The 24664-nt window shown below is 41.7% G+C and carries 38 protein-coding genes; all 38 read left to right on the forward strand.

Translation table 11 applies throughout. The features are described 5' to 3' along the window. Window positions 1-2888 (forward strand): mucin-binding protein (locus DF216_RS02455; protein ID WP_129325866.1); only part of this gene is annotated, 2888 nt, incomplete at its 5' end. A gap of 513 nt (window positions 2889-3401) precedes the next feature. Next, window positions 3402-3545, forward strand: a complete 144-nt coding sequence (locus DF216_RS10810) for a hypothetical protein (RefSeq protein WP_164978991.1) — start codon at window positions 3402-3404, stop codon at window positions 3543-3545. 35 nt (window positions 3546-3580) lie between these two features. Beyond that, entirely contained in the window at window positions 3581-5134 is a 1554-nt protein-coding gene (locus tag DF216_RS02460; RefSeq protein WP_129325867.1) for a damage-inducible protein CinA, read from the forward strand. 116 nt (window positions 5135-5250) lie between these two features. Continuing rightward, the gene (nrdD, locus tag DF216_RS02465; protein WP_164978993.1) at window positions 5251-7458 is read left to right on the forward strand and encodes an anaerobic ribonucleoside-triphosphate reductase; all 2208 of its coding nucleotides are present in this window, start codon (window positions 5251-5253) and stop codon (window positions 7456-7458) included. 11 nt (window positions 7459-7469) lie between these two features. Continuing rightward, window positions 7470-7610 (forward strand): hypothetical protein, encoded by a 141-nt coding sequence (locus DF216_RS02470; protein WP_000521625.1) that lies wholly within the window; start codon window positions 7470-7472, stop codon window positions 7608-7610. Between the two features lie 38 nt (window positions 7611-7648). Next, entirely contained in the window at window positions 7649-8149 is a 501-nt protein-coding gene (locus DF216_RS02475; RefSeq protein ID WP_129325869.1) for a GNAT family N-acetyltransferase, read from the forward strand. Between the two features lie 9 nt (window positions 8150-8158). After that, window positions 8159-8665 (forward strand): GNAT family N-acetyltransferase, encoded by a 507-nt coding sequence (locus DF216_RS02480; protein WP_061453953.1) that lies wholly within the window; start codon window positions 8159-8161, stop codon window positions 8663-8665. A 5-nt stretch (window positions 8666-8670) separates the two neighbouring features. Further along, window positions 8671-9267, forward strand: coding sequence for an anaerobic ribonucleoside-triphosphate reductase activating protein (nrdG, locus tag DF216_RS02485; protein ID WP_129325870.1), 597 nt, complete (start codon window positions 8671-8673; stop codon window positions 9265-9267). Then, window positions 9264-9890, forward strand: coding sequence for a uridine kinase family protein (locus DF216_RS02490; protein ID WP_061453955.1), 627 nt, complete (start codon window positions 9264-9266; stop codon window positions 9888-9890). Before nrdG ends, DF216_RS02490 begins: the two co-directional genes overlap by 4 nt. Window positions 9891-10154: 264 nt before the next feature. Further along, a complete protein-coding gene (gene rpsJ / locus DF216_RS02495) occupies window positions 10155-10463 on the forward strand; it encodes a 30S ribosomal protein S10 (RefSeq protein WP_001284513.1) in 309 nt (102 codons plus the stop codon). A gap of 82 nt (window positions 10464-10545) precedes the next feature. Then, entirely contained in the window at window positions 10546-11172 is a 627-nt protein-coding gene (gene rplC, locus DF216_RS02500) for a 50S ribosomal protein L3 (RefSeq protein WP_000160197.1), read from the forward strand. Window positions 11173-11196: 24 nt separating this feature from the next. Continuing rightward, window positions 11197-11820, forward strand: coding sequence for a 50S ribosomal protein L4 (gene rplD, locus DF216_RS02505; RefSeq protein ID WP_000024537.1), 624 nt, complete (start codon window positions 11197-11199; stop codon window positions 11818-11820). After that, complete coding sequence (locus DF216_RS02510) at window positions 11820-12116, forward strand: 50S ribosomal protein L23 (protein WP_001055347.1); 297 nt, start codon at window positions 11820-11822, stop codon at window positions 12114-12116. Before rplD ends, DF216_RS02510 begins: the two co-directional genes overlap by 1 nt. Window positions 12117-12133: 17 nt before the next feature. Next, a complete protein-coding gene (gene rplB, locus DF216_RS02515) occupies window positions 12134-12967 on the forward strand; it encodes a 50S ribosomal protein L2 (RefSeq protein ID WP_006144707.1) in 834 nt (277 codons plus the stop codon). Window positions 12968-13069: 102 nt separating this feature from the next. Then, window positions 13070-13351 (forward strand): 30S ribosomal protein S19, encoded by a 282-nt coding sequence (gene rpsS, locus DF216_RS02520; protein ID WP_000533766.1) that lies wholly within the window; start codon window positions 13070-13072, stop codon window positions 13349-13351. A gap of 11 nt (window positions 13352-13362) precedes the next feature. After that, window positions 13363-13707: a 50S ribosomal protein L22 gene (rplV, locus tag DF216_RS02525; protein WP_129325871.1), complete on the forward strand. Its 345-nt coding sequence runs from the start codon at window positions 13363-13365 to the stop codon at window positions 13705-13707. Between the two features lie 12 nt (window positions 13708-13719). Then, window positions 13720-14373: a 30S ribosomal protein S3 gene (gene rpsC / locus DF216_RS02530; RefSeq protein WP_000529936.1), complete on the forward strand. Its 654-nt coding sequence runs from the start codon at window positions 13720-13722 to the stop codon at window positions 14371-14373. 3 nt (window positions 14374-14376) lie between these two features. Continuing rightward, complete coding sequence (gene rplP / locus DF216_RS02535; RefSeq protein ID WP_000960948.1) at window positions 14377-14790, forward strand: 50S ribosomal protein L16; 414 nt, start codon at window positions 14377-14379, stop codon at window positions 14788-14790. Between the two features lie 9 nt (window positions 14791-14799). Next, window positions 14800-15006, forward strand: coding sequence for a 50S ribosomal protein L29 (gene rpmC / locus DF216_RS02540; RefSeq protein WP_000772918.1), 207 nt, complete (start codon window positions 14800-14802; stop codon window positions 15004-15006). Between the two features lie 24 nt (window positions 15007-15030). Further along, window positions 15031-15291 (forward strand): 30S ribosomal protein S17, encoded by a 261-nt coding sequence (gene rpsQ / locus DF216_RS02545; protein ID WP_000440801.1) that lies wholly within the window; start codon window positions 15031-15033, stop codon window positions 15289-15291. A gap of 25 nt (window positions 15292-15316) precedes the next feature. After that, window positions 15317-15685 (forward strand): 50S ribosomal protein L14, encoded by a 369-nt coding sequence (gene rplN, locus DF216_RS02550; protein WP_000616548.1) that lies wholly within the window; start codon window positions 15317-15319, stop codon window positions 15683-15685. A gap of 182 nt (window positions 15686-15867) precedes the next feature. Further along, complete coding sequence (rplX, locus tag DF216_RS02555) at window positions 15868-16173, forward strand: 50S ribosomal protein L24 (RefSeq protein ID WP_000497691.1); 306 nt, start codon at window positions 15868-15870, stop codon at window positions 16171-16173. A gap of 23 nt (window positions 16174-16196) precedes the next feature. Continuing rightward, complete coding sequence (rplE, locus tag DF216_RS02560) at window positions 16197-16739, forward strand: 50S ribosomal protein L5 (protein ID WP_000013542.1); 543 nt, start codon at window positions 16197-16199, stop codon at window positions 16737-16739. A gap of 17 nt (window positions 16740-16756) precedes the next feature. After that, window positions 16757-16942, forward strand: coding sequence for a type Z 30S ribosomal protein S14 (locus DF216_RS02565; RefSeq protein ID WP_001085697.1), 186 nt, complete (start codon window positions 16757-16759; stop codon window positions 16940-16942). Window positions 16943-17226: 284 nt separating this feature from the next. Further along, the gene (gene rpsH, locus DF216_RS02570) at window positions 17227-17625 is read left to right on the forward strand and encodes a 30S ribosomal protein S8 (protein ID WP_000245504.1); all 399 of its coding nucleotides are present in this window, start codon (window positions 17227-17229) and stop codon (window positions 17623-17625) included. A gap of 166 nt (window positions 17626-17791) precedes the next feature. Continuing rightward, window positions 17792-17971, forward strand: a complete 180-nt coding sequence (locus tag DF216_RS02575; RefSeq protein WP_129325872.1) for a hypothetical protein — start codon at window positions 17792-17794, stop codon at window positions 17969-17971. Between the two features lie 62 nt (window positions 17972-18033). After that, window positions 18034-18570, forward strand: coding sequence for a 50S ribosomal protein L6 (gene rplF, locus DF216_RS02580; protein WP_084971906.1), 537 nt, complete (start codon window positions 18034-18036; stop codon window positions 18568-18570). An 83-nt stretch (window positions 18571-18653) separates the two neighbouring features. Beyond that, complete coding sequence (gene rplR, locus DF216_RS02585) at window positions 18654-19010, forward strand: 50S ribosomal protein L18 (RefSeq protein WP_004251098.1); 357 nt, start codon at window positions 18654-18656, stop codon at window positions 19008-19010. A 17-nt stretch (window positions 19011-19027) separates the two neighbouring features. Then, window positions 19028-19522: a 30S ribosomal protein S5 gene (gene rpsE / locus DF216_RS02590; RefSeq protein WP_125394927.1), complete on the forward strand. Its 495-nt coding sequence runs from the start codon at window positions 19028-19030 to the stop codon at window positions 19520-19522. 13 nt (window positions 19523-19535) lie between these two features. Continuing rightward, window positions 19536-19718, forward strand: coding sequence for a 50S ribosomal protein L30 (gene rpmD, locus DF216_RS02595; protein ID WP_000057241.1), 183 nt, complete (start codon window positions 19536-19538; stop codon window positions 19716-19718). A gap of 145 nt (window positions 19719-19863) precedes the next feature. After that, entirely contained in the window at window positions 19864-20304 is a 441-nt protein-coding gene (gene rplO / locus DF216_RS02600) for a 50S ribosomal protein L15 (RefSeq protein WP_061453957.1), read from the forward strand. A 12-nt stretch (window positions 20305-20316) separates the two neighbouring features. Further along, on the forward strand, window positions 20317-21627 hold the full coding sequence (secY, locus tag DF216_RS02605) for a preprotein translocase subunit SecY (protein WP_061453958.1): 1311 nt from the start codon (window positions 20317-20319) through the stop codon (window positions 21625-21627). Window positions 21628-21787: 160 nt separating this feature from the next. Beyond that, the gene (locus DF216_RS02610) at window positions 21788-22426 is read left to right on the forward strand and encodes an adenylate kinase (protein ID WP_061453959.1); all 639 of its coding nucleotides are present in this window, start codon (window positions 21788-21790) and stop codon (window positions 22424-22426) included. Window positions 22427-22542: 116 nt separating this feature from the next. Beyond that, the gene (gene infA, locus DF216_RS02615) at window positions 22543-22761 is read left to right on the forward strand and encodes a translation initiation factor IF-1 (RefSeq protein WP_001029883.1); all 219 of its coding nucleotides are present in this window, start codon (window positions 22543-22545) and stop codon (window positions 22759-22761) included. 24 nt (window positions 22762-22785) lie between these two features. Beyond that, window positions 22786-22902 (forward strand): 50S ribosomal protein L36, encoded by a 117-nt coding sequence (gene rpmJ / locus DF216_RS02620; protein ID WP_001808836.1) that lies wholly within the window; start codon window positions 22786-22788, stop codon window positions 22900-22902. A 17-nt stretch (window positions 22903-22919) separates the two neighbouring features. Then, window positions 22920-23285, forward strand: a complete 366-nt coding sequence (gene rpsM / locus DF216_RS02625; RefSeq protein WP_005591288.1) for a 30S ribosomal protein S13 — start codon at window positions 22920-22922, stop codon at window positions 23283-23285. Between the two features lie 17 nt (window positions 23286-23302). Then, window positions 23303-23686: a 30S ribosomal protein S11 gene (rpsK, locus tag DF216_RS02630; RefSeq protein WP_001118386.1), complete on the forward strand. Its 384-nt coding sequence runs from the start codon at window positions 23303-23305 to the stop codon at window positions 23684-23686. 42 nt (window positions 23687-23728) lie between these two features. Continuing rightward, window positions 23729-24664 (forward strand): DNA-directed RNA polymerase subunit alpha, encoded by a 936-nt coding sequence (locus tag DF216_RS02635; protein WP_000568993.1) that lies wholly within the window; start codon window positions 23729-23731, stop codon window positions 24662-24664.

Raw genomic sequence — 24664 nt, forward strand, 5'->3', positions numbered from 1 at the left:
AGAAAGACCAACAATTCGTGGTTACTCTTCGTCAAGGTAAAGAGCCAGTAACAGACCCAGCTAAATTGAATAGCAAGGTTACTCGTACGATCAAGTACCAATACGCAGATGGTAAACCAGAAGGTCGACCAGCTCTGAAAGCTCCAGTAACTCAAGAAGCAGCCTTCACACGTACAGGTGAACGTAACCGTGTAACAGGCGTTGAAACCTTCGGCGCATGGACACCAGCTACGAAAGAATTGGCACAAGAAGCTACACCAGTAGTAACTGGATTTGTGGCAGATAAGGCCAATGTAGCAGCGAAGACAGTAACTCCTGATGATAAGGATAGCGAAGAAACAGTTAAGTACAGCAAACTTGGTTCATACGTACCAAATGTACCAGAAGGACTTCCAAAAGTACCAAATCTTCCATATCCAAACGATCCAACAGATCCAAGCAAACCAGGTACTGATCTTCCAGTAATTCCACATGTACCAGGCACTACTCCAGTAGGCCCAGATGGCACAACTCCATTGACACCGAAAGATCCGAGCGATCCAAGCAAGGGTTACAACCCACCACCAGTTCCAAGTGATCCAACTAAGGATACACCAATCAATTACGTGAAGGATGGTCAAAAAGCGATTATCAGCTTCGTAGACCAAACTGACGGTAATAAGGAATTGACTAAGGTTGTTGAAAGCGGTAAGTCAGGTGAGCCAATCGGTACAAGCAACTACGCAACTCGTCTGAAAGAATTGACAGACAAGGGTTACGAAGTTGTAACGGATGAGTTCGCAGGACCTAAGACCTTCGACAATGATGATAAGAAGGATCAAACCTTCACTGTCACTCTTCGTCAAGGTACAGAGAAGATTACAGACCCAGCTAAGCTTAACAAGAAAGTATCTCGTACAATCAAGTACCAATACGCAGATGGTGAGACAGCAGGTCGTCCAGCTCTGAAAGCTCCAGTAACTCAAGAAGCAGCCTTCACACGTACAGGTGAACGTAACCGTGTAACTGGCGTTGAAACCTTCGGTGCATGGACACCAGCTACGAAAGAATTGGCACAAGAAGCTACACCAGTAGTAACTGGATTTGTGGCAGATAAGGCTAATGTAGCAGCGAAGACAGTAACTCCTGATGATAAGGATAGCGAAGAAACAGTTAAGTACAGCAAACTTGGTTCATACGTACCAAATGTACCAGAAGGACTTCCAAAAGTACCAAATCTTCCATATCCAAACGATCCAACAGATCCAAGCAAACCAGGTACTGATCTTCCAGTAATTCCACATGTACCAGGCACTACTCCAGTAGGCCCAGATGGCACAACTCCATTGACACCGAAAGATCCGAGCGATCCAAGCAAGGGTTACAACCCACCACCAGTTCCAAGTGATCCAACTAAGGATACACCAATCAATTACGTGAAGGATGGTCAAAAAGCGATTATCAGCTTCGTAGACCAAACTGACGGTAATAAGGAATTGACTAAGGTTGTTGAAAGCGGTAAGTCAGGTGAGCCAATCGGTACAAGCAACTACGCAACTCGTCTGAAAGAATTGACAGACAAGGGTTACGAAGTTGTAACGGATGAGTTCGCAGGACCTAAGACCTTCGACAATGATGATAAGAAGGATCAAACCTTCACTGTCACTCTTCGTCAGGCTGTAGTACCATTCGATCCAAACAATCCACCGAAACCAAACGATCCAATGGATCCTAAGAATCCGGATGGACCTAAGTGGACAGATGATAAGATCAAGTCAGCTCAACAAGAAGCTGTGAAAGAATTGAGCCGTACGATTAAGTACGTATACGAAGATGGCAAAGAAGCAGCACCAAGCTTCACAGATAGCGCGAAATTCACGCGTATTCTGAAAGTCAACGTCGTAACGAAAGAAATCGTAGAAAAAGGCGCATGGACATCACAAGATGACGTGATCAAGGGACAAACTTCACCAGACATCAAGGGTTACGTAGCGGATAAAGCCAGCGTAGCAGATGTGAAGGTTACAGCAGATTCAGCTAAACCAGCTGATGAAGTCGTAACTTACAAGAAGGCTGATCAAAAAGCAACCATTACCTTCGTAGACCAAGCTAAGAAAGAATTGGCGAAGATCTCAGAAGGTGGTAAGTCAGGCGAACCAATTAGCCGTGACCAATACCTTGCGAAGTTGAAAGAATTGACAAACCAAGGTTACAAGGTTGTGAACGATGAGTTCAAGGATCCACAAAACTTTGATGATGATGCAAGCAAGGACCAAAACTTCACTGTTCAATTGGAAGAAAGTGTAGTACCATTCGATCCAAACAATCCACCGAAACCAAACGATCCAATGGATCCTAAGAATCCGGATGGACCTAAGTGGACAGATGATAAGATCAAGTCAGCTCAACAAGAAGCTGTGAAAGAATTGAGCCGTACGATTAAGTACGTATACGAAGATGGCAAGGAAGCAGCACCAAGCTTCACAGATAGCGCGAAATTCACGCGTATTCTGAAAGTCAACGTCGTAACGAAAGAAATCGTAGAAAAAGGCGCATGGACATCACAGGATGACGTGATCAAGGGACAAACTTCACCAGACATCAAGGGTTACGTAGCGGATAAAGCCAGCGTAGCAGATGTGAAGGTTACAGCAGATTCAGCTAAACCAGCTGATGAAGTCGTAACTTACAAGAAGGCTGAAGTACCACCAACTCCGGTACCACCAACTCCAGCCCCAGCCCCAGCCCCAGCTCCGAACAAGCCAGTAGAACCACGAGTTCCTAGAACTGCTGTTCTGCCAAATACAGGTGAGGAATCATCTTCTGCGGCCGTACTCGGCTTGGGAATTGCTGCAGCACTTGCTGGTATCAGCTTGATTAAACCTAGATTGAGAGAAGAGGAAGAATAATTCATCTTGTCTTGATGGTTAATCAATGAAGAGTTGAAAACTATTAGGTGTCAACTCTGAAAAACGATAACTTCTTAACGAAGTTATCGTTTTTTTAATTCAATGCTACTGGACCTCTATCAACAACAGTAGTGACTGATATCAAATTAGGCAGAAGAGAGAATCAGAGTGGTTCTCTCTTTTGTAATATTCAGAATAACGAGAATCTTAGTTTTACAGTTGTGAAGTTTCAAAATACAAAATACAAAATTTAGTGTTCAAGCTCTAAGCTTAACCTATGTTTGCTCGGAGGTTAAAATGGCAAGGTGAATAAAAACTTGATGTTTTGATTTCTCAAACCAATTGTTGCTGTGATAATGACTGATATGCCATCTAAGCCAGTATAATGAATTTTCTACTAGAACATAGGTAGTGCTCAGAATCGCTTTATGTGATAAATGTTCAAGAATAGATGAAAAAATCAGGTTTGAAACAAATTTTTATTTTTTTCGAATAGATAAATAAGGGGAGAAAATGATAAAACAAGAAGAGTATGAGTTTTTGCTAGAGTTTCAAACAAGCAGTTTGCACCGGTTCCGTGAAATTGAACGTTTTGCTGAGTTAGATAAGAAGTTGAGGAAATGTCAATCACCAGCTGACATTCCTCTAAGTTTTTGATATACTAAAACAGATAAACTTAGAGGAGAAGACAAATGAATGTATATGGAAAAAATGATGAGGGAGAAGCTACTTACCCCTATGAACAACAGTTTAGAGGAGTTAAAGAGGAGGATTTAAAACTAAATCAAGACGCTACTAAAACAAGTGGTTTTCCATTTTTTAGTATCTTAATTTGGAGCCTATTCGCTACAGTCATCTCGATTGTGGTACCCTTTATCTTTGGTTTGGTGAGCCCCCAACAAATGCAAGACTTTTATACTGGTTGGGCATTGCACCAGAATGGCCAAATCTACACAGACTATTATGGCTCAAACGGACTGCTTTATTATTTACTAACCTATCTCTCTCAAGGTAGCATTCTATTTGCATTGGTGGAGTGGGTAGCATTGTTTGGTGCTGGTATTTTTCTATTTAAATCTGCAGATACATTGACAGGTCAAAGAGGTCAAGCTAGACAATTATTGGCTATTTTCTATCTTCTTGTAGCCAGTCTGGGCTTTGGTGGTAGCTATGCAGTGATTGTAGCGATGCCCTTCTTATTCTATGCTTTTAGCCTAGTGGCTGACTATCTGAAGAATCCAATCAACGACAAAGGATTTTTACTCGTTGGGATGAGTTTAGCACTAGCTTTCTTCCTATCACCTATTCCCACAACCTTGTTTGCAGCTACACTTGCCTTGAGTTTGTTTGAATTTAATATTGCTAAGCGTCGATTTGCTCATGGTTTGTATCAATTTTTCGCATCAGCTCTAGGATTCTCTCTCATATTTTATCCGATTGGCTACTATACAGTAGTGACAGGAACTTTTGGTGATGCGATAAGTCATACCTTGTATCCAGTAGTAACCCTTGGCTTGCTTTCAAATACCAAGTTGATTGATAACGCAGCTTTTTATGGCTTGTTAGCCCTTGCTTTAGGATTGTTGACATTGATTGTTTCAGGAATTGTTCAATCTAAACCTGCTAAGCAGTATGCAGTCTCAATAATGGCTAGCTTGGGCTTGCTAGTAAGTCTTATCCTGTTAATTCTTTCGAAAGAGCCTTTACATGGATCGCGTTTGGCAGTAGTTTTGCCCTTTCTGATATTGTTATTGCTAACTAATATTAAAGAAGGGCTTCCCGGCCGTACGAGTCGTAGACGAAGTACAGAATCCTCATCACTCTTTGGTCGCTACCTCAAGGGAAATTTCTATCTACCATTAGTTGCGATAGTCTATTTACTTTTCCTACCCGTTTTGAGTCGCTATATTTCGCATCCAAGTACTTATCAGGAACGCGAGCAGCTTGCTAGCTTGGTCAAACAGCAAACGAGTTCTGAGAATCGTGTCTATGCTTGGGATGATCGTCCAGATTTTTATCGAGCAAGTGAACGCTTGGCGCCGACTTCTCTAGTAACACCAACACTCTATACTGCAAGCGACGAGAATAAAACGAGACTAGTCAATGACTTGAAAGAAAATCAACCGAAGATGATTTTGGTCAATCAAAAAGTTGCCTTGTGGCCAGATGTAGAAAACTTACTCAATGAAAAATACGAGCTTGTCAAGACAGATACAAACGACTTTAAACTGTATAAAATGAAATAAACAATCAATATCTTGTGGAATTTTAAAATTTTAAGTAATTTTGACACAAGATATTGATTTTTCTTTTTAGAGTGGTATAATATCACTTAAGAAGTAAAATAGAAAAGAGCATGGATATGATTGTATTGGAAGAAAAGCTTGCAACCGTTCCCACCTTGTTCGTTGAAAAGCGGGACGGCAGACGAGTTTTATTTGATGTAGACAAGATTGACAAAGCGCTTCACAAGGCAGCTGACAAGGTTATGGATGTGACTCCCTTGGTTGAAAAACGTCTCAATGGATTGCTTGAGCGCATTGTTGCGGAGATTCACAGTCGCTTCCCCCAAGGTGTCAAGATTTACGAGATTCAAAATATCGTAGAGCATGAACTCCTTGAAGCCAAAGAATATGCCTTGGCTGAGGAGTATATCACTTATCGGACACAAAGGGATTTTGAGCGCTCAAAAGCGACAGATATCAACTTTAGTATCCATAAACTTCTCAATAAAGACCAGGCAGTTGTCAATGAAAATGCCAATAAAGACAGCGATGTCTTCAACACCCAGCGCGATTTGACAGCAGGGATTGTTGGGAAATCAATCGGACTGCAAATGCTTCCTAAGCACGTAGCCAATGCTCACCAAAAAGGGGATATTCACTATCATGACTTGGACTACAGCCCCTACACACCGATGACCAACTGCTGTTTGATTGATTTTAAAGGCATGTTGGAAAATGGTTTTAAGATTGGGAATGCGGAAGTAGAGAGTCCCAAGTCTATCCAGACTGCTACAGCTCAAATTTCACAAATCATCGCTAATGTAGCATCTAGCCAGTACGGGGGCTGTTCAGCTGACCGTATCGATGAAGTCTTGGCACCCTATGCAGAGAAAAATTACCAAAAACACCTCAAGGATGCGGAAGAGTGGGTCTTACCTGACAAACGGGAAGATTACGCTTGGAAGAAAACGCAAAGGGACATCTACGATGCCATGCAATCTCTCGAGTATGAAATCAACACTCTCTTCACTTCAAATGGACAAACACCTTTTACTTCACTAGGTTTTGGTCTGGGAACCAATCGTTTTGAGCGTGAAATTCAAAAAGCTATCTTGACCATTCGTATCAAGGGCCTTGGTTCAGAACATCGAACAGCCATCTTCCCTAAACTCATCTTTACGCTAAAAAGAGGACTCAACTTAGAGGAAGGTTCACCTAACTACGACATCAAACAGTTGGCTCTTGAGTGTGCAACCAAGCGGATGTACCCGGATGTCTTGTCCTATGATAAGATTATCGAGCTGACAGGTTCCTTCAAGGTGCCTATGGGCTGTCGTTCTTTCCTCCAAGGATGGAAGGATGAGAATGGTGTCGAGGTCAATTCAGGCCGTATGAATCTAGGTGTTGTGACAGTCAATCTGCCTCGTATCGCCCTTGAGTCCGAAGGTGATCTGAACAAGTTCTGGGAAATCTTCAATGAGCGTATGAACATTGCAGAAGATGCTCTGGTTTACCGTGTCGAACGGACCAAGGAAGCGACACCAGCAAATGCTCCTATCCTTTATCAGTACGGAGCTTTTGGTTATCGTCTAGGTAAAGAAGAAAGTGTTGACCAGCTCTTTAAGAATCGTCGAGCTACAGTTTCGTTGGGCTATATCGGTTTGTATGAAGTGGCGACGGTCTTCTTTGGCAACAGCTGGGAAAGTAATCCTGAAGCCAAGGAATTCACGCTTGACATCATTCGTGATATGAAACGACGTGTAGAAGAGTGGTCAGACCAATATGGTTACCATTTCTCTATCTACTCCACACCATCTGAAAGTCTGACAGACCGCTTCTGTCGACTAGATACAGAGAAGTTCGGCTCTATTCCGGATATCACAGATAAGGAATACTACACCAACTCTTTCCACTATGATGTCCGTAAAAATCCAACACCGTTTGAAAAACTGGATTTTGAGAAAGTCTATCCAGAAGCAGGTGCATCAGGTGGCTTTATTCACTATTGTGAGTATCCAGTTCTTCAGCAAAATCCTAAGGCCCTGGAAGCTGTCTGGGACTATGCCTATGACCGTGTTGGCTATCTAGGGACCAATACTCCGATTGATCGCTGCTACAAGTGTGATTTTGAAGGGGATTTTGAACCGACTGAGAGAGGTTTTGCTTGTCCCAACTGTGGCAATAACGACCCAAAAACAGTAGATGTTGTGAAACGAACTTGTGGCTATCTTGGAAACCCTCAAGCGCGTCCGATGGTTAACGGACGCCACAAAGAAATCGCTGCTCGGGTCAAACACATGAATGGATCGACTATTAAGACAGTTGGGCATGAAGTAACAAATTAGAAGGAAATAGAATGGGGAAATACCAATTAGACGATAAGGGACGCGCTCAAGTGACCCGTTATCACGAGAAACATTCGAAAGGTGGAACAGGTAAAAAAGAACGCTTGCTCAACCTCAGAGAACAGTTTTTAAACAAGAACAAGAAAAAGTGAGAGTCCGCTCTCGCTTTTCTCTTAGCAGGGAGGGGAATATGGAACTACGCAGACCGACATTGGCAGATAAAGAAATAGTTTTAGAGATGATGGCAGAGTTTGAACAGACTCAATCAACCCACGATGGTGGGTTTTGGAACGCCAACAATTTTGTTTATGAAGAGTGGCTAGAAGAAAATCTTCAAGCGGAAGCGGGACTCAATATTCCTGAAAACTGGGTTCCTGCTATCCAGCTGGTTAGTTTTGACGTAGCAGGCCAGGCTCTTGGCTTTCTCAACCTTCGTCTTCGATTAAATGACTACTTACTAGAAAATGGGGGCCATATTGGCTACTCCGTCCGCCCCTCTGAAAGAGGTAAGGGTTATGCGAAAGAATCTCTCCGACAAAGTCTACAAGTTGCTAAGGGAAAGAATATTAAACGAGCTCTGGTAACTTGTAGCACAGAAAATCCAGCAAGCCGAGCTGTTATCTTAGCTAATGGTGGGGAGTTGGAAGATGTTAGTAATGGAACAGAGCGCTACTGGATTGATGTCGATTAAGGAGGAAGCATGGAGCTAAGACGACCAACTTTGGAAGATAAAGAAGCGATATTAGAGATGATTGCGGAGTTCGATGCAGCAAAATCCTATATGCACGGTGGCATGGGCTCCGCTTGGAAGCGAGCAAAGGATTATGAGGATTGTTTAAAGATTGTAGAGCAGCAGGAGGATGCTGCCAACCTGCCAGTAGGCTGGGTTCCTGCAATCAAATTTTTATCCTTTGATGAGACTGGCTTGCCTTTGGGATTTTTAGCCCTGCGCTTGTCCTTGAATGACAAATTATTTGTGGAAGGCGGTCATATTGGCTATTCTATCCGTCCCAGTCAACGAGGCAAAGGATATGGGAAGGAGCAGTTGAGATTAGGACTAGCAGAGGCTCGAAAGCAAGAATTGGAACGAGTGCTGATTACCTGCGATGAAGACAACGAAGCCAGCCGCCGCACGATTCTCTCTGCTGGCGGTGTTTACGAAAATACAATCGATAGAAGTCAGCGCTATTGGATAGACTTGGAGTAGACAGCATGACATGGAATACACCAAAACCAGGTGAATGGAAAAGCGAGGAGCTTAGTAAAGGGCGAATTATTGACTACAAAGCCTTTAACTTTGTAGATGGAGAAGGCGTGCGCAACTCTCTCTATGTCGCAGGCTGTATGTTCCACTGTGAAGGGTGCTATAATGTTGCGACTTGGTCTTTCAATGCAGGCATTCCTTATACAGCAGAGTTAGAAGAACAGATTATGGAAGATCTTGCCCAACCCTATGTTCAAGGCTTGACTTTGCTGGGAGGAGAACCTTTTCTAAATACTGGGATTCTCTTGCCTCTCGTTAAGCGCATTCGTAAGGAATTGTCAGATAAAGACATCTGGTCCTGGACAGGTTATACTTGGGAAGAGATGATGCTGGAGACTCCAGACAAACTGGAACTCTTGTCGCTGATTGACATCCTTGTCGATGGTCGTTATGACAAAAGCAAGCGCAATCTCATGCTCCAGTTCCGCGGATCTTCCAATCAACGCATTATTGATGTGCAAAAATCTCTCAAAAGTGGGCAAATAGTGATTTGGGACAAGCTCAATGATGGAAAAGAAACCTATGAACAGGTGAAGAGAGAATGAAGAGAAAAGACTTAATAGAACAACTGGTCTCAGAGATTGAAACTGGAAAAGTCAAAACACTGGGGATCTACGGTCACGGGGCATCAGGTAAGTCTACCTTTGCTCAAGAATTGTTTCAAGTCCTAGATGCTGAAAAAGCCAATCTACTAGAAACAGATCCCTATATCACATCAGGACGTCATTTGGTAGTGCCGAAGCAAGCGCCAGATCAAAAAGTGACAGCTTGTCTCCCAGTGGCGCATGAACTGGCAAGCTTGAAGAGGGATATTCTCGCCTTAAAGGCTGGCATGGACATCTTGACGATTGATGAACCTTGGAAGCCAAGCGAAGTCTTATCTGGTTCAAAACCAATACTGATAGTCGAAGGGATGTCTGTGGGCTTTCTACCCAAGGAACTCTTTGACAAAACAATCTGTTTCTACACGGATGAAGAAACGGAATTAAAGAGGCGCCTAGCTCGAGATACGACTATGAGAAATCGCGATGCTTCCTTTATACTAGCTAGCCATCAGATGAGACGGGAGCAGTATCTGCGTTACTATAAAGAAACCGAGTCAAAAGCAGATATCTTAGTGGATCAATCAGAAGATGAATTCAAGGTCAGAATGGCACATACTATATAGAAGAAAAGATTGATTTTTATGATCGTAAATCAGAAGTTCTAGAAAGATGTATAGGAAAACAGTTTCATCCTAAAAAAACGAAAAAAACCTAACAAATCCCTTGCAATCGCAGGGGCTTTGTGTTATTCTATTATGGTGCTGTAAATTACAGCCTTAGCTTTGATGCAAGAGGTTGCGACACGCTCGGTTGCATTGCCACGCAACACGCGTCGGTTTTCTTGTGGAGCTAGCCTATTATCTTAAATAGACGAAAAGGAGAAAAAGATGGCAAACAAAAAAATCCGTATCCGTTTGAAAGCTTACGAACACCGTACGCTTGACACAGCGGCTGCAAAAATCGTAGAATCAGCTACTCGTACAGGTGCACAAGTTGCGGGTCCAATCCCACTTCCAACTGAGCGTAGCCTCTACACAATCATTCGTGCGACTCACAAATACAAAGACTCTCGCGAACAATTTGAAATGCGTACACACAAACGCTTGATCGATATCGTTAACCCAACTCAAAAAACAGTTGATGCTTTGATGAAATTGGATCTTCCAAGTGGTGTAAACGTAGAAATCAAACTTTAATCTAAAGCTTGATACCTTGAGCATGAAAAACGCTCGTTAAAAACTTTTTGAATAAAAAATATAGAAAAGGAACTATTTTCTCATGACAAAAGGAATCTTAGGGAAAAAAGTGGGAATGACTCAAATCTTCACTGAAGCTGGCGAATTGATCCCTGTAACAGTTATCGAAGCAACTCCAAACGTTGTTCTTCAAGTTAAAACTGTTGAAACAGATGGTTACAACGCTATCCAAGTTGGTTTCGATGACAAACGCGAAGTATTGAGCAACAAACCTGCTAAAGGACATGTAGCGAAAGCTAACACGGCTCCTAAGCGCTTCATTCGTGAATTCAAAAACGTTGAAGGCTTGGAAGTTGGTGCTGAAATCACAGTTGAAACATTCGCAGCTGGAGACGTTGTTGACGTAACTGGTACTTCTAAAGGTAAAGGTTTCCAAGGTGTTATCAAACGCCACGGACAATCACGTGGACCAATGGCTCACGGTTCTCGTTACCACCGTCGTCCAGGTTCTATGGGACCTGTTGCACCTAACCGCGTATTCAAAGGTAAAAACCTTGCAGGACGTATGGGTGGCGACCGTGTAACAATTCAAAACCTTGAAGTTGTACAAGTTGTTCCAGAAAAGAACGTTATCCTTATCAAAGGTAACGTACCAGGTGCTAAGAAATCTCTTATCACTATCAAATCAGCAGTTAAAGCTGGTAAATAATAAAGAAAGGGGAAATCAGTCACAATGGCAAACGTAACATTATTTGACCAAACTGGTAAAGAAGCTGGCCAAGTTGTTCTTAACGACGCAGTATTTGGTATTGAACCAAATGAATCAGTTGTGTTTGATGTGATCATCAGCCAACGCGCAAGCCTTCGTCAAGGAACACACGCTGTTAAAAACCGCTCTGCAGTATCAGGTGGTGGACGCAAACCATGGCGTCAAAAAGGAACTGGACGTGCTCGTCAAGGTTCTATCCGCTCGCCACAATGGCGTGGTGGTGGTGTTGTCTTCGGACCAACTCCACGTTCATACGGCTACAAACTTCCACAAAAAGTTCGTCGCCTAGCACTTAAATCAGTTTACTCTGAAAAAGTTGCTGAAAACAAATTCGTAGCTGTAGACGCTCTTTCATTTACAGCTCCAAAAACTGCTGAATTTGCAAAAGTTCTTGCAGCATTGAGCATCGATTCTAAAGTTCTTGTTATCCTTGAAGAAGGAAATGAATTCGCAGCTCTTTCAGCTCGTAACCTTCCAAATGTGAAAGTTGCAACTGCTACAACTGCAAGTGTTCTTGACATCGCAAATAGCGACAAACTTCTTGTCACACAAGCAGCTATCTCTAAAATCGAGGAGGTTCTTGCATAATGAATTTGTATGATGTTATCAAAAAACCTGTCATCACTGAAAGCTCAATGGCTCAACTTGAAGCAGGTAAATATGTATTTGAAGTTGACACTCGTGCACACAAACTTTTGATCAAGCAAGCTGTTGAAGCTGCTTTCGAAGGTGTTAAAGTTGCCAACGTTAACACAATCAACGTAAAACCAAAAGCTAAACGTGTTGGACGTTACACTGGTTTTACTAACAAAACTAAAAAAGCTATCATCACACTTACAGCTGATTCAAAAGCAATCGAGTTGTTTGCTGCTGAAGCTGAATAATCTAAGGAGGAAATATCGTGGGAATTCGTGTTTATAAACCAACAACAAACGGTCGCCGTAATATGACTTCTTTGGATTTCGCTGAAATCACAACAAGCACACCAGAAAAAACATTGCTTGTTGCTTTGAAGAACAAGGCTGGTCGTAACAACAACGGTCGTATCACTGTTCGTCACCAAGGTGGTGGACACAAACGTTTCTACCGTTTGGTTGACTTCAAACGTAACAAAGACAACGTTGAAGCGGTTGTTAAAACAATCGAGTACGATCCAAACCGTTCTGCAAACATCGCCCTTGTACACTACACTGACGGTGTGAAAGCATACATCATCGCTCCAAAAGGTCTTGAAGTTGGTCAACGTATCGTTTCAGGTCCAGAAGCAGATATCAAAGTCGGAAACGCACTTCCACTTGCCAACATCCCAGTTGGTACTTTGATCCACAACATCGAATTGAAACCAGGTCGTGGTGGAGAATTGGTACGTGCAGCTGGAGCTTCTGCTCAAGTATTGGGTCAAGAAGGGAAATACGTTCTTGTTCGTCTTCAATCTGGCGAAGTACGTATGATTCTTGGAACTTGTCGTGCAACAGTTGGTGTTGTCGGAAACGAACAACATGGACTTGTGAACCTTGGTAAAGCAGGACGTAGCCGTTGGAAAGGTATCCGCCCAACCGTTCGTGGTTCTGTAATGAACCCTAACGATCACCCACACGGTGGTGGTGAAGGTAAAGCACCAGTTGGTCGTAAAGCGCCATCTACTCCATGGGGCAAACCTGCTCTTGGTCTTAAAACTCGTAACAAGAAAGCGAAATCTGACAAACTTATCGTTCGTCGTCGCAACGAGAAATAATTTAAAACTAGTCGCATAAGCGCTAGATAATCCGCCAACTCGGTAGCGCTCCATGTGAGCGCAAGCCGCTGTGGTACAACATTTAAAGGAGAAAATATAAAAATGGGACGCAGTCTTAAAAAAGGACCTTTCGTCGATGAGCATTTGATGAAAAAAGTTGAAGCTCAAGCTAACGACGAAAAGAAAAAAGTTATTAAAACTTGGTCACGTCGTTCAACGATCTTCCCAAGTTTCATTGGTTACACTATCGCAGTTTATGACGGACGTAAACACGTACCTGTTTACATCCAAGAAGACATGGTAGGTCACAAACTTGGTGAATTTGCACCAACTCGTACTTACAAAGGTCACGCTGCAGACGACAAGAAAACACGTAGAAAATAAGGAGAACATAAATGGCAGAAATTACTTCAGCTAAAGCAATGGCTCGTACAGTACGTGTTTCACCTCGTAAATCACGTCTTGTTCTTGACAACATCCGTGGTAAAAGCGTAGCCGATGCTATTGCAATCTTGACATTCACTCCAAACAAAGCTGCTGAGATCATCTTGAAAGTTTTGAACTCAGCTGTAGCTAACGCTGAAAACAACTTTGGTTTGGATAAAGCTAACTTGGTAGTATCTGAAGCATTAGCAAACGAAGGACCAACTATGAAACGTTTCCGTCCACGTGCGAAAGGTTCAGCTTCACCAATCAACAAACGTACAGCTCACATCACTGTGGCTGTTGCAGAAAAATAAGGAGGTAACATCGTGGGTCAAAAAGTACATCCAATTGGTATGCGTGTCGGCATCATCCGTGATTGGGATGCCAAATGGTATGCTGAAAAAGAATACGCGGATTACCTTCATGAAGATCTTGCAATCCGTAAATTCGTTCAAAAAGAACTTGCTGACGCGGCAGTTTCAACTATCGAAATCGAACGCGCAGTAAACAAAGTTAACGTTTCACTTCACACTGCTAAACCAGGTATGGTTATCGGTAAAGGCGGTGCTAACGTTGATGCACTCCGTGCAAAACTTAACAAATTGACTGGAAAACAAGTACACATCAACATCATCGAAATCAAACAACCTGATTTGGATGCTCACCTTGTAGGTGAAGGAATTGCTCGTCAATTGGAGCAACGTGTTGCTTTCCGTCGTGCACAAAAACAAGCAATCCAACGTGCAATGCGTGCTGGAGCTAAAGGAATCAAAACTCAAGTATCAGGTCGTTTGAACGGTGCAGATATCGCCCGTGCTGAAGGATACTCAGAAGGAACTGTTCCACTTCACACACTTCGTGCAGATATCGATTACGCTTGGGAAGAAGCAGATACTACATACGGTAAACTTGGTGTTAAAGTATGGATCTACCGTGGTGAAGTTCTTCCAGCTCGTAAAAACACTAAAGGAGGTAAATAACCAATGTTAGTACCTAAACGTGTTAAACACCGTCGTGAATTCCGTGGAAAAATGCGCGGTGAAGCAAAAGGTGGAAAAGAAGTAGCATTCGGTGAATACGGTCTTCAAGCTACAACTAGCCACTGGATCACTAACCGCCAAATCGAAGCTGCTCGTATCGCCATGACTCGTTACATGAAACGTGGTGGTAAAGTTTGGATTAAAATCTTCCCACACAAATCATACACTGCTAAAGCTATCGGTGTGCGTATGGGATCTGGTAAAGGGGCGCCTGAAGGTTGGGTAGCACCAGTTAAACGTGGTAAAGTGATGTTTGAAGTTGCGGGTGTATCTGAAGAGATCGCTCGCGAAGCGCTTCGTCTTGCAAGCCACAAATTGCCAGTTAAATGTAAATTCGTAAAACGTGAAGCAGAATAAGGAGAAGGCATGAAACTTAATGAAGTAAAAGAATTTGTTAAAGAACTTCGTGGTCTTTCTCAAGAAGAACTCGCGAAGCGCGAAAACGAATTGAAAAAAGAATTGTTTGAACTTCGTTTCCAAGCTGCTACTGGTCAATTGGAACAAACAGCTCGCTTGAAAGAAGTTAAAAAACAAATCGCTCGTATCAAAACAGTTCAATCTGAAGCGAAATAATAGACTAGGGAAGGAGAAATTTCAATGGAACGCAATAATCGTAAAGTTCTTGTTGGACGTGTTGTATCTGACAAAATGGACAAGACAATCACAGTTGTAGTTGAAACAAAACGTAACCACCCAGTCTATGGTAAACGTATTAACTACTCTAAAAAATACAAAGCGCATGATGAAAACAATGTTGCCAAAGAAGGCGATATCGTACGTATCATGGAAACTCGTCCGCTTTCAGCTACAAAACGTTTCCGTCTTGTAGAAGTTGTTGAAGAAGCGGTCATCATCTAATCAAACCTGAAAGGAGAAAACTGAAATGATTCAAACAGAAACTCGTTTGAAAGTCGCAGACAACAGCGGTGCACGCGAAATCTTGACTATCAAAGTTCTTGGTGGTTCTAAACGTAAATTTGCGAACATCGGTGATGTTATTGTGGCATCTGTAAAACAAGCTACTCCTGGTGGTGCGGTTAAAAAAGGTGACGTTGTAAAAGCTGTTATCGTTCGTACTAAATCAGGTGCCCGTCGTGCTGATGGTTCATACATCAAATTTGACGAAAACGCAGCAGTTATCATCCGTGAAGATAAAACTCCTCGCGGAACACGTATCTTTGGCCCAGTTGCACGTGAATTGCGTGAGGGCGGCTTCATGAAGATCGTGTCACTTGCTCCAGAAGTACTTTAATTGGTTGCTCAAAGAAAATTAAAACAAGTCTAGGAAGTAAGACGAAAGCATAACTTAAGTTAGGTGAGTTGAAACTGACGAAGGATTGCTTTGATTTTCGCAGAGCAAAAACAAACAAACTAGTCCCCTAGCTTGAAGCTAGGGTGCCCCTATGGGCGTAAGAAAAATCAAGGAGAAACCTAATGTTTGTAAAAAAAGGCGACAAAGTTCGCGTAATCGCTGGTAAAGATAAGGGAACAGAAGCTGTTGTCCTTACTGCCCTTCCAAAAGTAAACAAAGTTATCGTTGAAGGTGTAAACATCGTTAAGAAACACCAACGTCCAACTAACGAGCTTCCTCAAGGTGGTATCATCGAGAAAGAAGCAGCTATCCACGTATCAAACGTTCAAGTTTTGGACAAAAACGGTGTAGCTGGTCGTGTTGGTTACAAATTTGTAGACGGTAAAAAAGTTCGCTACAACAAAAAATCAGGCGAAGTGCTTGATTAATCACGAAGGAAAGGAGAAGTATAATGGCAAATCGTTTAAAAGAAAAATATCTTAATGAAGTAGTTCCTGCTTTGACAGAACAATTCAACTACTCATCAGTGATGGCTGTGCCTAAAGTAGATAAGATCGTTTTGAACATGGGTGTTGGTGAAGCTGTATCAAACGCTAAAAGCCTTGAAAAAGCTGCTGAAGAATTAGCACTTATCTCAGGTCAAAAACCACTTATCACTAAAGCTAAAAAATCAATCGCCGGCTTCCGTCTTCGTGAAGGTGTAGCGATCGGTGCAAAAGTTACCCTTCGTGGTGAACGTATGTACGAATTCTTGGACAAATTGGTTTCAGTTTCACTTCCACGTGTACGTGACTTCCACGGTGTTCCAACAAAATCATTTGATGGACGCGGAAACTACACACTTGGTGTGAAAGAACAATTGATCTTCCCAGAAATCAACTTTGATGACGTTGACAAAACTCGTGGTCTTGACATCGTTATCGTAACAACTGCTAACACTGACGAAGAGTCACGTGCATTGCTTACAGGCCTTGGAATGCCTTTTGCAAAATAATATAGGAGGTAAATCTAATGGCTAAAAAATCAATGATTGCTAAGAACAAACGTCCAGCGAAGTTCTCTACTCAAGCTTATACTCGTTGTGAAAAATGTGGTCGCCCACATTCAGTTTACCGCAAATTTAAACTTTGCCGTGTTTGCTTCCGTGAATTAGCTTACAAAGGACAAATCCCTGGTGTAACAAAAGCATCTTGGTAATTTAAGATATCAAGGGCGTCAAAACTCCAAGTGAAAATAGGAAACTTGACGAAGAAACTGAAGTTTCTAGGAAAGTTTATCTTTTTCACATAGAGTTTAGCCCGGGTTCAGTTGGGCTTGCCAATTTGAACACGAGCTACAGCTTTGGCAAAAAAGACCAATTTTCTTTGGAGTATCGCTCCTGCATCAAATTGCCTATTTTTGCTCTTGCTGTTACGCTCTTTGTATCATGTATTAACTAGCAAGTGCAACTTGCAAACTACTAGTAAGAGGAGAACAATAAAATGGTTATGACTGACCCAATCGCAGACTTCCTAACTCGTATTCGTAACGCTAACCAAGCAAAACACGAAGTACTTGAAGTACCTGCATCAAACATCAAAAAAGGGATTGCTGAAATCCTTAAACGCGAAGGTTTTGTTAAGAACGTAGAAATCATCGAAGATGACAAACAAGGCATCATCCGTGTGTTCCTTAAATACGGACCAAACGGTGAAAAAGTTATCACTAACTTGAAACGTGTTTCTAAACCAGGACTTCGTGTCTACAAAAAACGTGAAGATCTTCCAAAAGTTCTTAACGGACTTGGAATCGCTATCCTTTCAACTTCTGAAGGTTTGCTTACTGACAAAGAAGCTCGCCAAAAGAATGTTGGTGGTGAGGTTATCGCTTACGTTTGGTAAAATCAAGATACAAAGAGCGTCATGGGCAATGTGAAAATAGGAAATCTGACAAAGAGTGTTAACACTCTAGGAAGATTTGTCTTTTTCACACAGACCATAGCTCGTGTTCAATTTAGCTGATTTACTGATCAGCTAAATAGAGAGTAAATTAGTTTAGGAGAAAAAGATGAAAGCTAATGAATTGAATGAAAAACTTATTGTTGCAGAAGACGCTTTGGCTGAATTGTCAAAAGATGACCTTGTATCTCTTTTATGTGAAATTGGTTATAGTCCTGCGGCTATTGATGTATTGACAGAATATCAGGAGTTTGTCAAAGCTTTTCGAAAGAAACTAGGTTTGCTCTAATCCGAATGCCCCCCGTGAAAACTGGCTGTAATGGCCTGACAATCTAACAGGAGAAAATAAACATGTCACGTATTGGTAATAAAGTTATCGTGTTGCCTGCTGGTGTTGAACTCACTAACAATGACAACGTAGTAACTGTAAAAGGACCTAAAGGAGAGCTTACTCGTGAGTTCTCAAAAGATATTGAAATCCGTGTGGAAGGTACTGAAGTAACTCTTCACCGTCCAAACGATTCAAAAGAAATGAAAACTATCCACGGAACTACTCGTGCCCTTTTGAACAACATGGTTGTTGGTGTATCAGAAGGATTCAAGAAAGAACTTGAAATGCGCGGGGTTGGTTACCGTGCACAACTTCAAGGAAACAAACTTGTCTTGGCTGTAGGTAAATCTCATCCAGACGAAGTTGAAGCTCCAGAAGGAATTACTTTTGAACTTCCAAACCCAACAACAATCGTTGTTAGCGGAATTTCAAAAGAAGCAGTCGGTCAAACAGCTGCTTACGTACGTAGCCTTCGCTCACCAGAACCATATAAAGGTAAAGGTATCCGTTACGTTGGCGAATACGTTCGTCTTAAAGAAGGTAAAACAGGTAAATAATGTTGAGTGGTTGATTTTCAACCACCTACCTATTTTCCAACTTTGTGCATAGCACACGATTTAAAACTAAAGAGGTGAAAACTGTGATTTCTAAACCAGATAAAAACAAACTCCGCCAAAAACGCCACCGTCGCGTTCGCGGAAAACTCTCTGGAACTGCTGATCGCCCACGTTTGAACGTATTCCGTTCTAATACAGGCATCTACGCTCAAGTGATTGATGACGTAGCGGGTGTAACGCTCGCAAGTGCTTCAACTCTTGACAAAGAAGTTTCAAAAGGAACTAAAACTGAACAAGCCGTTGCTGTCGGTAAACTCGTTGCAGAACGTGCAAGTGCTAAAGGTATTTCAGAAGTGGTGTTCGACCGCGGTGGATATCTATATCACGGACGTGTGAAAGCTTTGGCTGATGCAGCTCGTGAAAACGGATTGAAATTCTAATAGGAGGACACTAGAAAATGGCATTTAAAGACAATGCAGTTGAATTTGAAGAACGCGTAGTTGCTGTCAACCGTGTTACAAAAGTTGTTAAAGGTGGACGTCGTCTTCGTTTCGCAGCTCTTGTTGTTGTTGGTGACCACAATGGCCGCGTAGGATTTGGTACTGGTAAAGCTCAAGAAGTTCCAGAAGCAATCCGCAAAGCAGTAGAAGATGCTAAGAAAAACTTGATTGAAGTTCCTATGGTTGGAACAACAATCCCACACGAAGTTCTTTCAGAATTTGGTGGAGCTAAAGTATTGTTGAAACCTGCTGTAGAAGGTTCTGGAGTTGCCGCTGGTGGTGCAGTTCGTGCCGTTGTGGAATTGGCAGGTGTGGCAGATATTACATCTAAATCACTTGGTTCTAACACTCCAATCAACATTGTTCGTGCAACTGTTGAAGGTTTGAAACAATTGAAACGCGCTGAAGAAGTTGCTGCCCTTCGTGGTATTTCAGTTTCTGATTTGGCATAAGAAAGGGGATAAAATGGCTCAAATTAAAATTACTTTGACTAAGTCTCCAATCGGACGCATTCCATCACAACGTAAAACTGTTGTAGCACTTGGACTTGGCAAATTGAACAGCTCTGTTATCAAAGAAGATAACGCTGCTATCCGTGGTATGATCACTGCAGTATCTCACTTGGTAACAGTTGAAGAAGTAAACTAATGAATTTTTAGGGGATGTGGCAATACTCATCCCCTAAAACTAGATATAGTCATCTAAGATGACGAATGTATAGGCGAGTTGATAAGGGAGACAACCTTTTCTCTCTTATCGGCGCTAGCATTTTACAAAAGAGGAGAAAATATAAATGAAACTTCATGAATTGAAACCTGCAGAAGGTTCTCGTAAAGTACGTAACCGTGTTGGTCGTGGTACTTCATCAGGTAACGGTAAAACATCTGGTCGCGGTCAAAAAGGTCAAAAAGCTCGTAGCGGTGGCGGAGTTCGCCTTGGTTTTGAAGGTGGACAAACTCCATTGTTCCGTCGTCTTCCAAAACGTGGATTTACTAACATCAACGCTAAGGAATACGCAATTGTAAACCTTGACCAATTGAACGTCTTTGAAGATGGTACTGAAGTTACTCCAGTTGTGCTTATCGAAGCAGGAATTGTGAAAGCTGAAAAATCAGGTGTTAAAATTCTTGGTAACGGTGAGTTGACTAAGAAATTGTCTGTGAAAGCAGCTAAATTCTCTAAATCAGCTGAGGAAGCTATCACTGCTAAAGGTGGTTCAGTAGAAGTCATCTAAGAGAGGTGACCTATGTTTTTTAAATTATTAAAAGAGGCTCTCAAAGTTAAACAAGTTCGATCAAAAATTCTCTTTACAATTTTTATCATTCTTGTTTTCCGTGTTGGGACTAGCATTACTGTTCCAGGTGTGAATGCAAAAAGTCTTGAAGCTCTGAGTGGATTATCTTTCTTGAACATGCTTAGCCTTGTTTCAGGAAATGCCATGAAGAACTTCTCCGTTTTCGCACTCGGTGTAAGTCCGTATATTACTGCTTCTATCGTTGTCCAGTTGCTACAAATGGATATTTTACCGAAGTTTGTAGAATGGGGTAAACAAGGGGAAGTAGGTCGGAGAAAATTAAACCAAGCGACTCGCTATATTGCGCTTGTACTTGCTTTTGTGCAATCAGTGGGTATTACAGCTGGTTTTAACACTCTTTCGGGTGCAAAATTATTGACAACTGACCTTACACCACAAGTTTTTATTACGATTGGTATCATTCTTACTGCTGGAAGTATGATTGTGACTTGGCTAGGGGAACAAATTACTGATAAAGGATATGGTAATGGAGTTTCTATGATTATCTTTGCGGGGATTGTGGCTTCAATCCCAGAGATGATTCATAGCATCTATGTTGACTATTTTGTCAACGTTCCAAGCAGTCGTTTGAATTCGTCTATAATCTTTGTCGCTATCCTAGTCGTCGCTGTTTTGTTGATTATCTATTTTACAACTTATGTACAGCAAGCAGAATATAAAATTCCAATTCAATATACAAAACTTGCTCAAGGTGCTCCATCAAGCTCTTATCTTCCTTTGAAGGTCAACCCTGCGGGTGTTATCCCAGTTATCTTTGCAAGTTCGATTACAGCTGCGCCAGCAGCCATCTTCCAATTTGTAAGTGCCATGGGTTACAATGCATCTTGGGTACGAACAGCCCAGTCGCTTCTTGCGACAACAACCATTAGTGGTATCTTTACCTATGCTCTCTTAATTATTCTCTTTACTTTCTTTTATACATTTGTACAAATCAATCCTGAAAAAACAGCAGAGAATTTACAAAAGAGTGGAGCCTATATCCATGGTGTTCGTCCAGGTAAAGGTACTGAAGAGTTTATGTCAAAACTTCTTCGTCGCCTTGCAACCGTCGGCTCCCTTTTCCTAGGGGTCATTTCCATCATGCCGATTGTGGCAAAAGATGTTTTTGGACTTTCAGAAGCCGTTGCTTTTGGGGGGACTAGTCTTTTGATTATTATTTCGACAGGTATTGAGGGAATTAAACAGTTGGAAGGCTATCTATTGAAACGGAAATATGTCGGTTTCATGAATACAACAGAATAGAAGCAAATCTTGTTTGATATAGAACAAGGTAGCTCAGAGAGTGGAGTATGAAGGTCTACCTATCAGAGAGGCTTTCATCTCCCCTCTTCTATTTTGTTTTTAAATAGGGGTTGAAAGAGATTTCAGTTTCTATTTAAATACAAAATAAGGAGATCCTATCATGAATCTTTTGATTATGGGCTTACCTGGAGCAGGTAAGGGAACGCAAGCAGCTAAAATTGTGGAGCAATTCCACGTGGCACACATTTCAACTGGAGATATGTTCCGTGCTGCTATAGCTAATCAAACTGAAATGGGTGTACTTGCCAAGTCGTATATTGACAAAGGTGAGTTGGTTCCGGATGAAGTTACAAATGGAATTGTTAAAGAACGCCTTTCACAGGACGATATCAAGGAAACAGGTTTCTTGTTGGATGGTTACCCACGTACGATTGAACAAGCGCATGCCTTGGACAAAACATTGGCTGAACTTGGTATCGAACTGGAAGGTGTGATCAACATCGAAGTGAATCCAGACTCTCTCTTGGAACGTTTGAGTGGCCGTATCATCCACCGCAAAACAGGTGAAACCTTCCATAAAGTTTTTAACCCACCAGCTGACTACAAAGAAGAAGATTACTACCAACGCGAAGATGACAAACCTGAGACAGTTAAGCGCCGTTTGGATGTCAATATCGCCCAAGGTGAACCCATTATTGCACACTATCGTGCTAAAGGTTTGGTCCACGATATCGAAGGAAATCAAGATATCAATGATGTGTTCAAGGACATCGAAAAAGTATTGACAAATTTGAAATAAAGCGTTTTTCACACTTGCAAAAAATCGCTACAAATGTTATACTGAGATAGTCTGACTTATAATTGTTGTCTCTGTGTTTAGAGGCATCAAATCGAAATTTATGGAGGTGCTTTTGCGTGGCAAAAGACGATGTGATTGAAGTTGAAGGCAAAGTAGTCGATACAATGCCTAACGCAATGTTTACGGTTGAACTTGAAAATGGACATCAGATTTTAGCAACAGTTTCTGGTAAAATTCGTAAAAACTATATTCGTATTTTAGCGGGAGATCGTGTTACTGTCGAAATGAGTCCATATGACTTGACACGTGGACGTATCACTTACCGCTTTAAATAATCGAAAAACTTGGAGGGATAAGAAATGAAAGTAAGACCATCGGTCAAACCAATTTGCGAATACTGTAAAGTAATTCGTCGTAATGGTCGTGTTATGGTAATTTGCCCAGCAAATCCAAAACACAAACAACGTCAAGGATAAGATAGAAAGGAGAAAACATGGCTCGTATTGCTGGAGTTGACATTCCAAATGACAAACGTGTAGTCGTTTCACTTACTTATGTGTATGGTATCGGACTTCCAACTTCTAAGAAAATTTTGGCTGCGGCTGGAATCTCAGAAGACATCCGTGTCAAAGATTTGACATCAGATCAAGAAGACGCAATCCGTCGCGAAGTGGACGCAATCAAGGTTGAAGGTGATCTTCGTCGTGAAGTAAACTTGAACATCAAACGTTTGATGGAAATCGGTTCTTACCGTGGTATCCGTCACCGTCGTGGACTTCCTGTCCGTGGACAAAATACTAAAAACAACGCTCGCACTCGTAAAGGTAAAGCTGTTGCGATTGCTGGTAAGAAAAAATAATATAGGAGGTAAAAGTCTTGGCTAAACCAACACGTAAACGTCGTGTGAAAAAGAATATCGAATCTGGTATTGCTCATATTCACGCTACATTTAATAACACTATTGTTATGATTACTGATGTGCATGGTAACGCAATTTCTTGGTCATCAGCTGGTGCTCTTGGTTTCAAAGGTTCTCGTAAATCTACACCATTCGCTGCTCAAATGGCTTCTGAAGCTGCTGCTAAATCTGCACAAGAACACGGTCTTAAATCAGTTGAAGTTACTGTAAAAGGTCCAGGTTCTGGTCGTGAGTCAGCTATTCGTGCGCTTGCTGCCGCTGGTCTTGAAGTAACAGCAATTCGTGATGTGACTCCAGTGCCACACAATGGTGCTCGTCCTCCAAAACGTCGCCGTGTATAATCATTGCATTACACTGCTTTTCGTTTAAGAGGGAGTAACTAAATGATCGAGTTTGAAAAACCAAATATAACAAAAATTGATGAAAATAAAGATTATGGCAAGTTTGTAATCGAACCACTTGAACGTGGCTACGGTACAACTCTTGGTAACTCTCTTCGTCGTGTACTACTAGCTTCTCTACCAGGAGCAGCAGTGACATCTATCAACATTGAAGGTGTCTTGCATGAGTTTGACACAGTTCCAGGTGTTCGTGAAGACGTGATGCAAATCATTCTGAACATTAAAGGGATTGCAGTGAAATCATACGTTGAAGATGAAAAAATCATTGAACTTGACGTTGAAGGCCCTGCTGAAATTACAGCTGGAGACATTTTGACTGACAGTGATATTGAAATTGTAAATCCAGATCATTATCTCTTTACAATCGGTGAAGGGTCTTCCCTAAAAGCGACAATGACTGTTAACAGTGGTCGTGGATATGTACCTGCTGATGAAAATAAAAAAGATAATGCACCAGTTGGAACACTTGCTGTAGATTCTATTTATACACCAGTTACAAAAGTCAACTATCAAGTTGAACCTGCTCGTGTAGGTAGCAATGATGGTTTTGACAAATTAACCCTTGAAATCTTGACTAATGGAACAATTATTCCAGAAGATGCTTTAGGGCTTTCAGCACGTATCTTGACAGAACATCTTGATTTGTTTACAAATCTTACTGAGATTGCGAAGTCAACTGAAGTGATGAAAGAAGCTGATACTGAATCTGACGACCGTATTTTGGATCGGACGATTGAGGAACTGGACTTGTCTGTGCGTTCATACAACTGTTTGAAACGTGCCGGTATCAATACTGTGCATGATTTGACAGAAAAATCTGAAGCAGAGATGATGAAAGTACGAAATCTTGGACGCAAGAGTTTGGAAGAAGTGAAACTCAAACTCATTGACTTGGGTCTTGGATTAAAAGATAAATAA

Origin of the sequence: Streptococcus oralis (assembly GCF_004127215.1) — a bacterium.
Taxonomy (GTDB): Bacteria; Bacillota; Bacilli; order Lactobacillales; family Streptococcaceae; genus Streptococcus; species Streptococcus oralis_BD.

Coding starts and splice junctions, on each gene's coding strand:
- DF216_RS02480 (WP_061453953.1), top strand. CDS start 8,159: ATGGAGCTAAGACGACCAACTTTGGAAGATAAAGAAGCGATATTAGAG.
- DF216_RS02490 (WP_061453955.1), top strand. CDS start 9,264: ATGAAGAGAAAAGACTTAATAGAACAACTGGTCTCAGAGATTGAAACT.
- DF216_RS02475 (WP_129325869.1), top strand. CDS start 7,649: ATGGAACTACGCAGACCGACATTGGCAGATAAAGAAATAGTTTTAGAG.
- nrdG (WP_129325870.1), top strand. CDS start 8,671: ATGACATGGAATACACCAAAACCAGGTGAATGGAAAAGCGAGGAGCTT.
- DF216_RS02470 (WP_000521625.1), top strand. CDS start 7,470: ATGGGGAAATACCAATTAGACGATAAGGGACGCGCTCAAGTGACCCGT.
- rpmC (WP_000772918.1), top strand. CDS start 14,800: ATGAAACTTAATGAAGTAAAAGAATTTGTTAAAGAACTTCGTGGTCTT.
- rpmD (WP_000057241.1), top strand. CDS start 19,536: ATGGCTCAAATTAAAATTACTTTGACTAAGTCTCCAATCGGACGCATT.
- rpsS (WP_000533766.1), top strand. CDS start 13,070: ATGGGACGCAGTCTTAAAAAAGGACCTTTCGTCGATGAGCATTTGATG.
- DF216_RS02610 (WP_061453959.1), top strand. CDS start 21,788: ATGAATCTTTTGATTATGGGCTTACCTGGAGCAGGTAAGGGAACGCAA.
- DF216_RS02575 (WP_129325872.1), top strand. CDS start 17,792: ATGAAAGCTAATGAATTGAATGAAAAACTTATTGTTGCAGAAGACGCT.
- rplF (WP_084971906.1), top strand. CDS start 18,034: ATGTCACGTATTGGTAATAAAGTTATCGTGTTGCCTGCTGGTGTTGAA.
- DF216_RS02510 (WP_001055347.1), top strand. CDS start 11,820: ATGAATTTGTATGATGTTATCAAAAAACCTGTCATCACTGAAAGCTCA.
- DF216_RS10810 (WP_164978991.1), top strand. CDS start 3,402: ATGATAAAACAAGAAGAGTATGAGTTTTTGCTAGAGTTTCAAACAAGC.
- rpmJ (WP_001808836.1), top strand. CDS start 22,786: ATGAAAGTAAGACCATCGGTCAAACCAATTTGCGAATACTGTAAAGTA.
- rplE (WP_000013542.1), top strand. CDS start 16,197: ATGGCAAATCGTTTAAAAGAAAAATATCTTAATGAAGTAGTTCCTGCT.
- rplC (WP_000160197.1), top strand. CDS start 10,546: ATGACAAAAGGAATCTTAGGGAAAAAAGTGGGAATGACTCAAATCTTC.
- rplX (WP_000497691.1), top strand. CDS start 15,868: ATGTTTGTAAAAAAAGGCGACAAAGTTCGCGTAATCGCTGGTAAAGAT.
- rpsH (WP_000245504.1), top strand. CDS start 17,227: ATGGTTATGACTGACCCAATCGCAGACTTCCTAACTCGTATTCGTAAC.
- rplP (WP_000960948.1), top strand. CDS start 14,377: ATGTTAGTACCTAAACGTGTTAAACACCGTCGTGAATTCCGTGGAAAA.
- rpsE (WP_125394927.1), top strand. CDS start 19,028: ATGGCATTTAAAGACAATGCAGTTGAATTTGAAGAACGCGTAGTTGCT.
- DF216_RS02460 (WP_129325867.1), top strand. CDS start 3,581: ATGAATGTATATGGAAAAAATGATGAGGGAGAAGCTACTTACCCCTAT.
- nrdD (WP_164978993.1), top strand. CDS start 5,251: ATGATTGTATTGGAAGAAAAGCTTGCAACCGTTCCCACCTTGTTCGTT.
- rpsM (WP_005591288.1), top strand. CDS start 22,920: ATGGCTCGTATTGCTGGAGTTGACATTCCAAATGACAAACGTGTAGTC.
- DF216_RS02635 (WP_000568993.1), top strand. CDS start 23,729: ATGATCGAGTTTGAAAAACCAAATATAACAAAAATTGATGAAAATAAA.
- rplV (WP_129325871.1), top strand. CDS start 13,363: ATGGCAGAAATTACTTCAGCTAAAGCAATGGCTCGTACAGTACGTGTT.
- rplN (WP_000616548.1), top strand. CDS start 15,317: ATGATTCAAACAGAAACTCGTTTGAAAGTCGCAGACAACAGCGGTGCA.
- DF216_RS02565 (WP_001085697.1), top strand. CDS start 16,757: ATGGCTAAAAAATCAATGATTGCTAAGAACAAACGTCCAGCGAAGTTC.
- secY (WP_061453958.1), top strand. CDS start 20,317: ATGTTTTTTAAATTATTAAAAGAGGCTCTCAAAGTTAAACAAGTTCGA.
- rpsQ (WP_000440801.1), top strand. CDS start 15,031: ATGGAACGCAATAATCGTAAAGTTCTTGTTGGACGTGTTGTATCTGAC.
- rplD (WP_000024537.1), top strand. CDS start 11,197: ATGGCAAACGTAACATTATTTGACCAAACTGGTAAAGAAGCTGGCCAA.
- rpsJ (WP_001284513.1), top strand. CDS start 10,155: ATGGCAAACAAAAAAATCCGTATCCGTTTGAAAGCTTACGAACACCGT.
- rplO (WP_061453957.1), top strand. CDS start 19,864: ATGAAACTTCATGAATTGAAACCTGCAGAAGGTTCTCGTAAAGTACGT.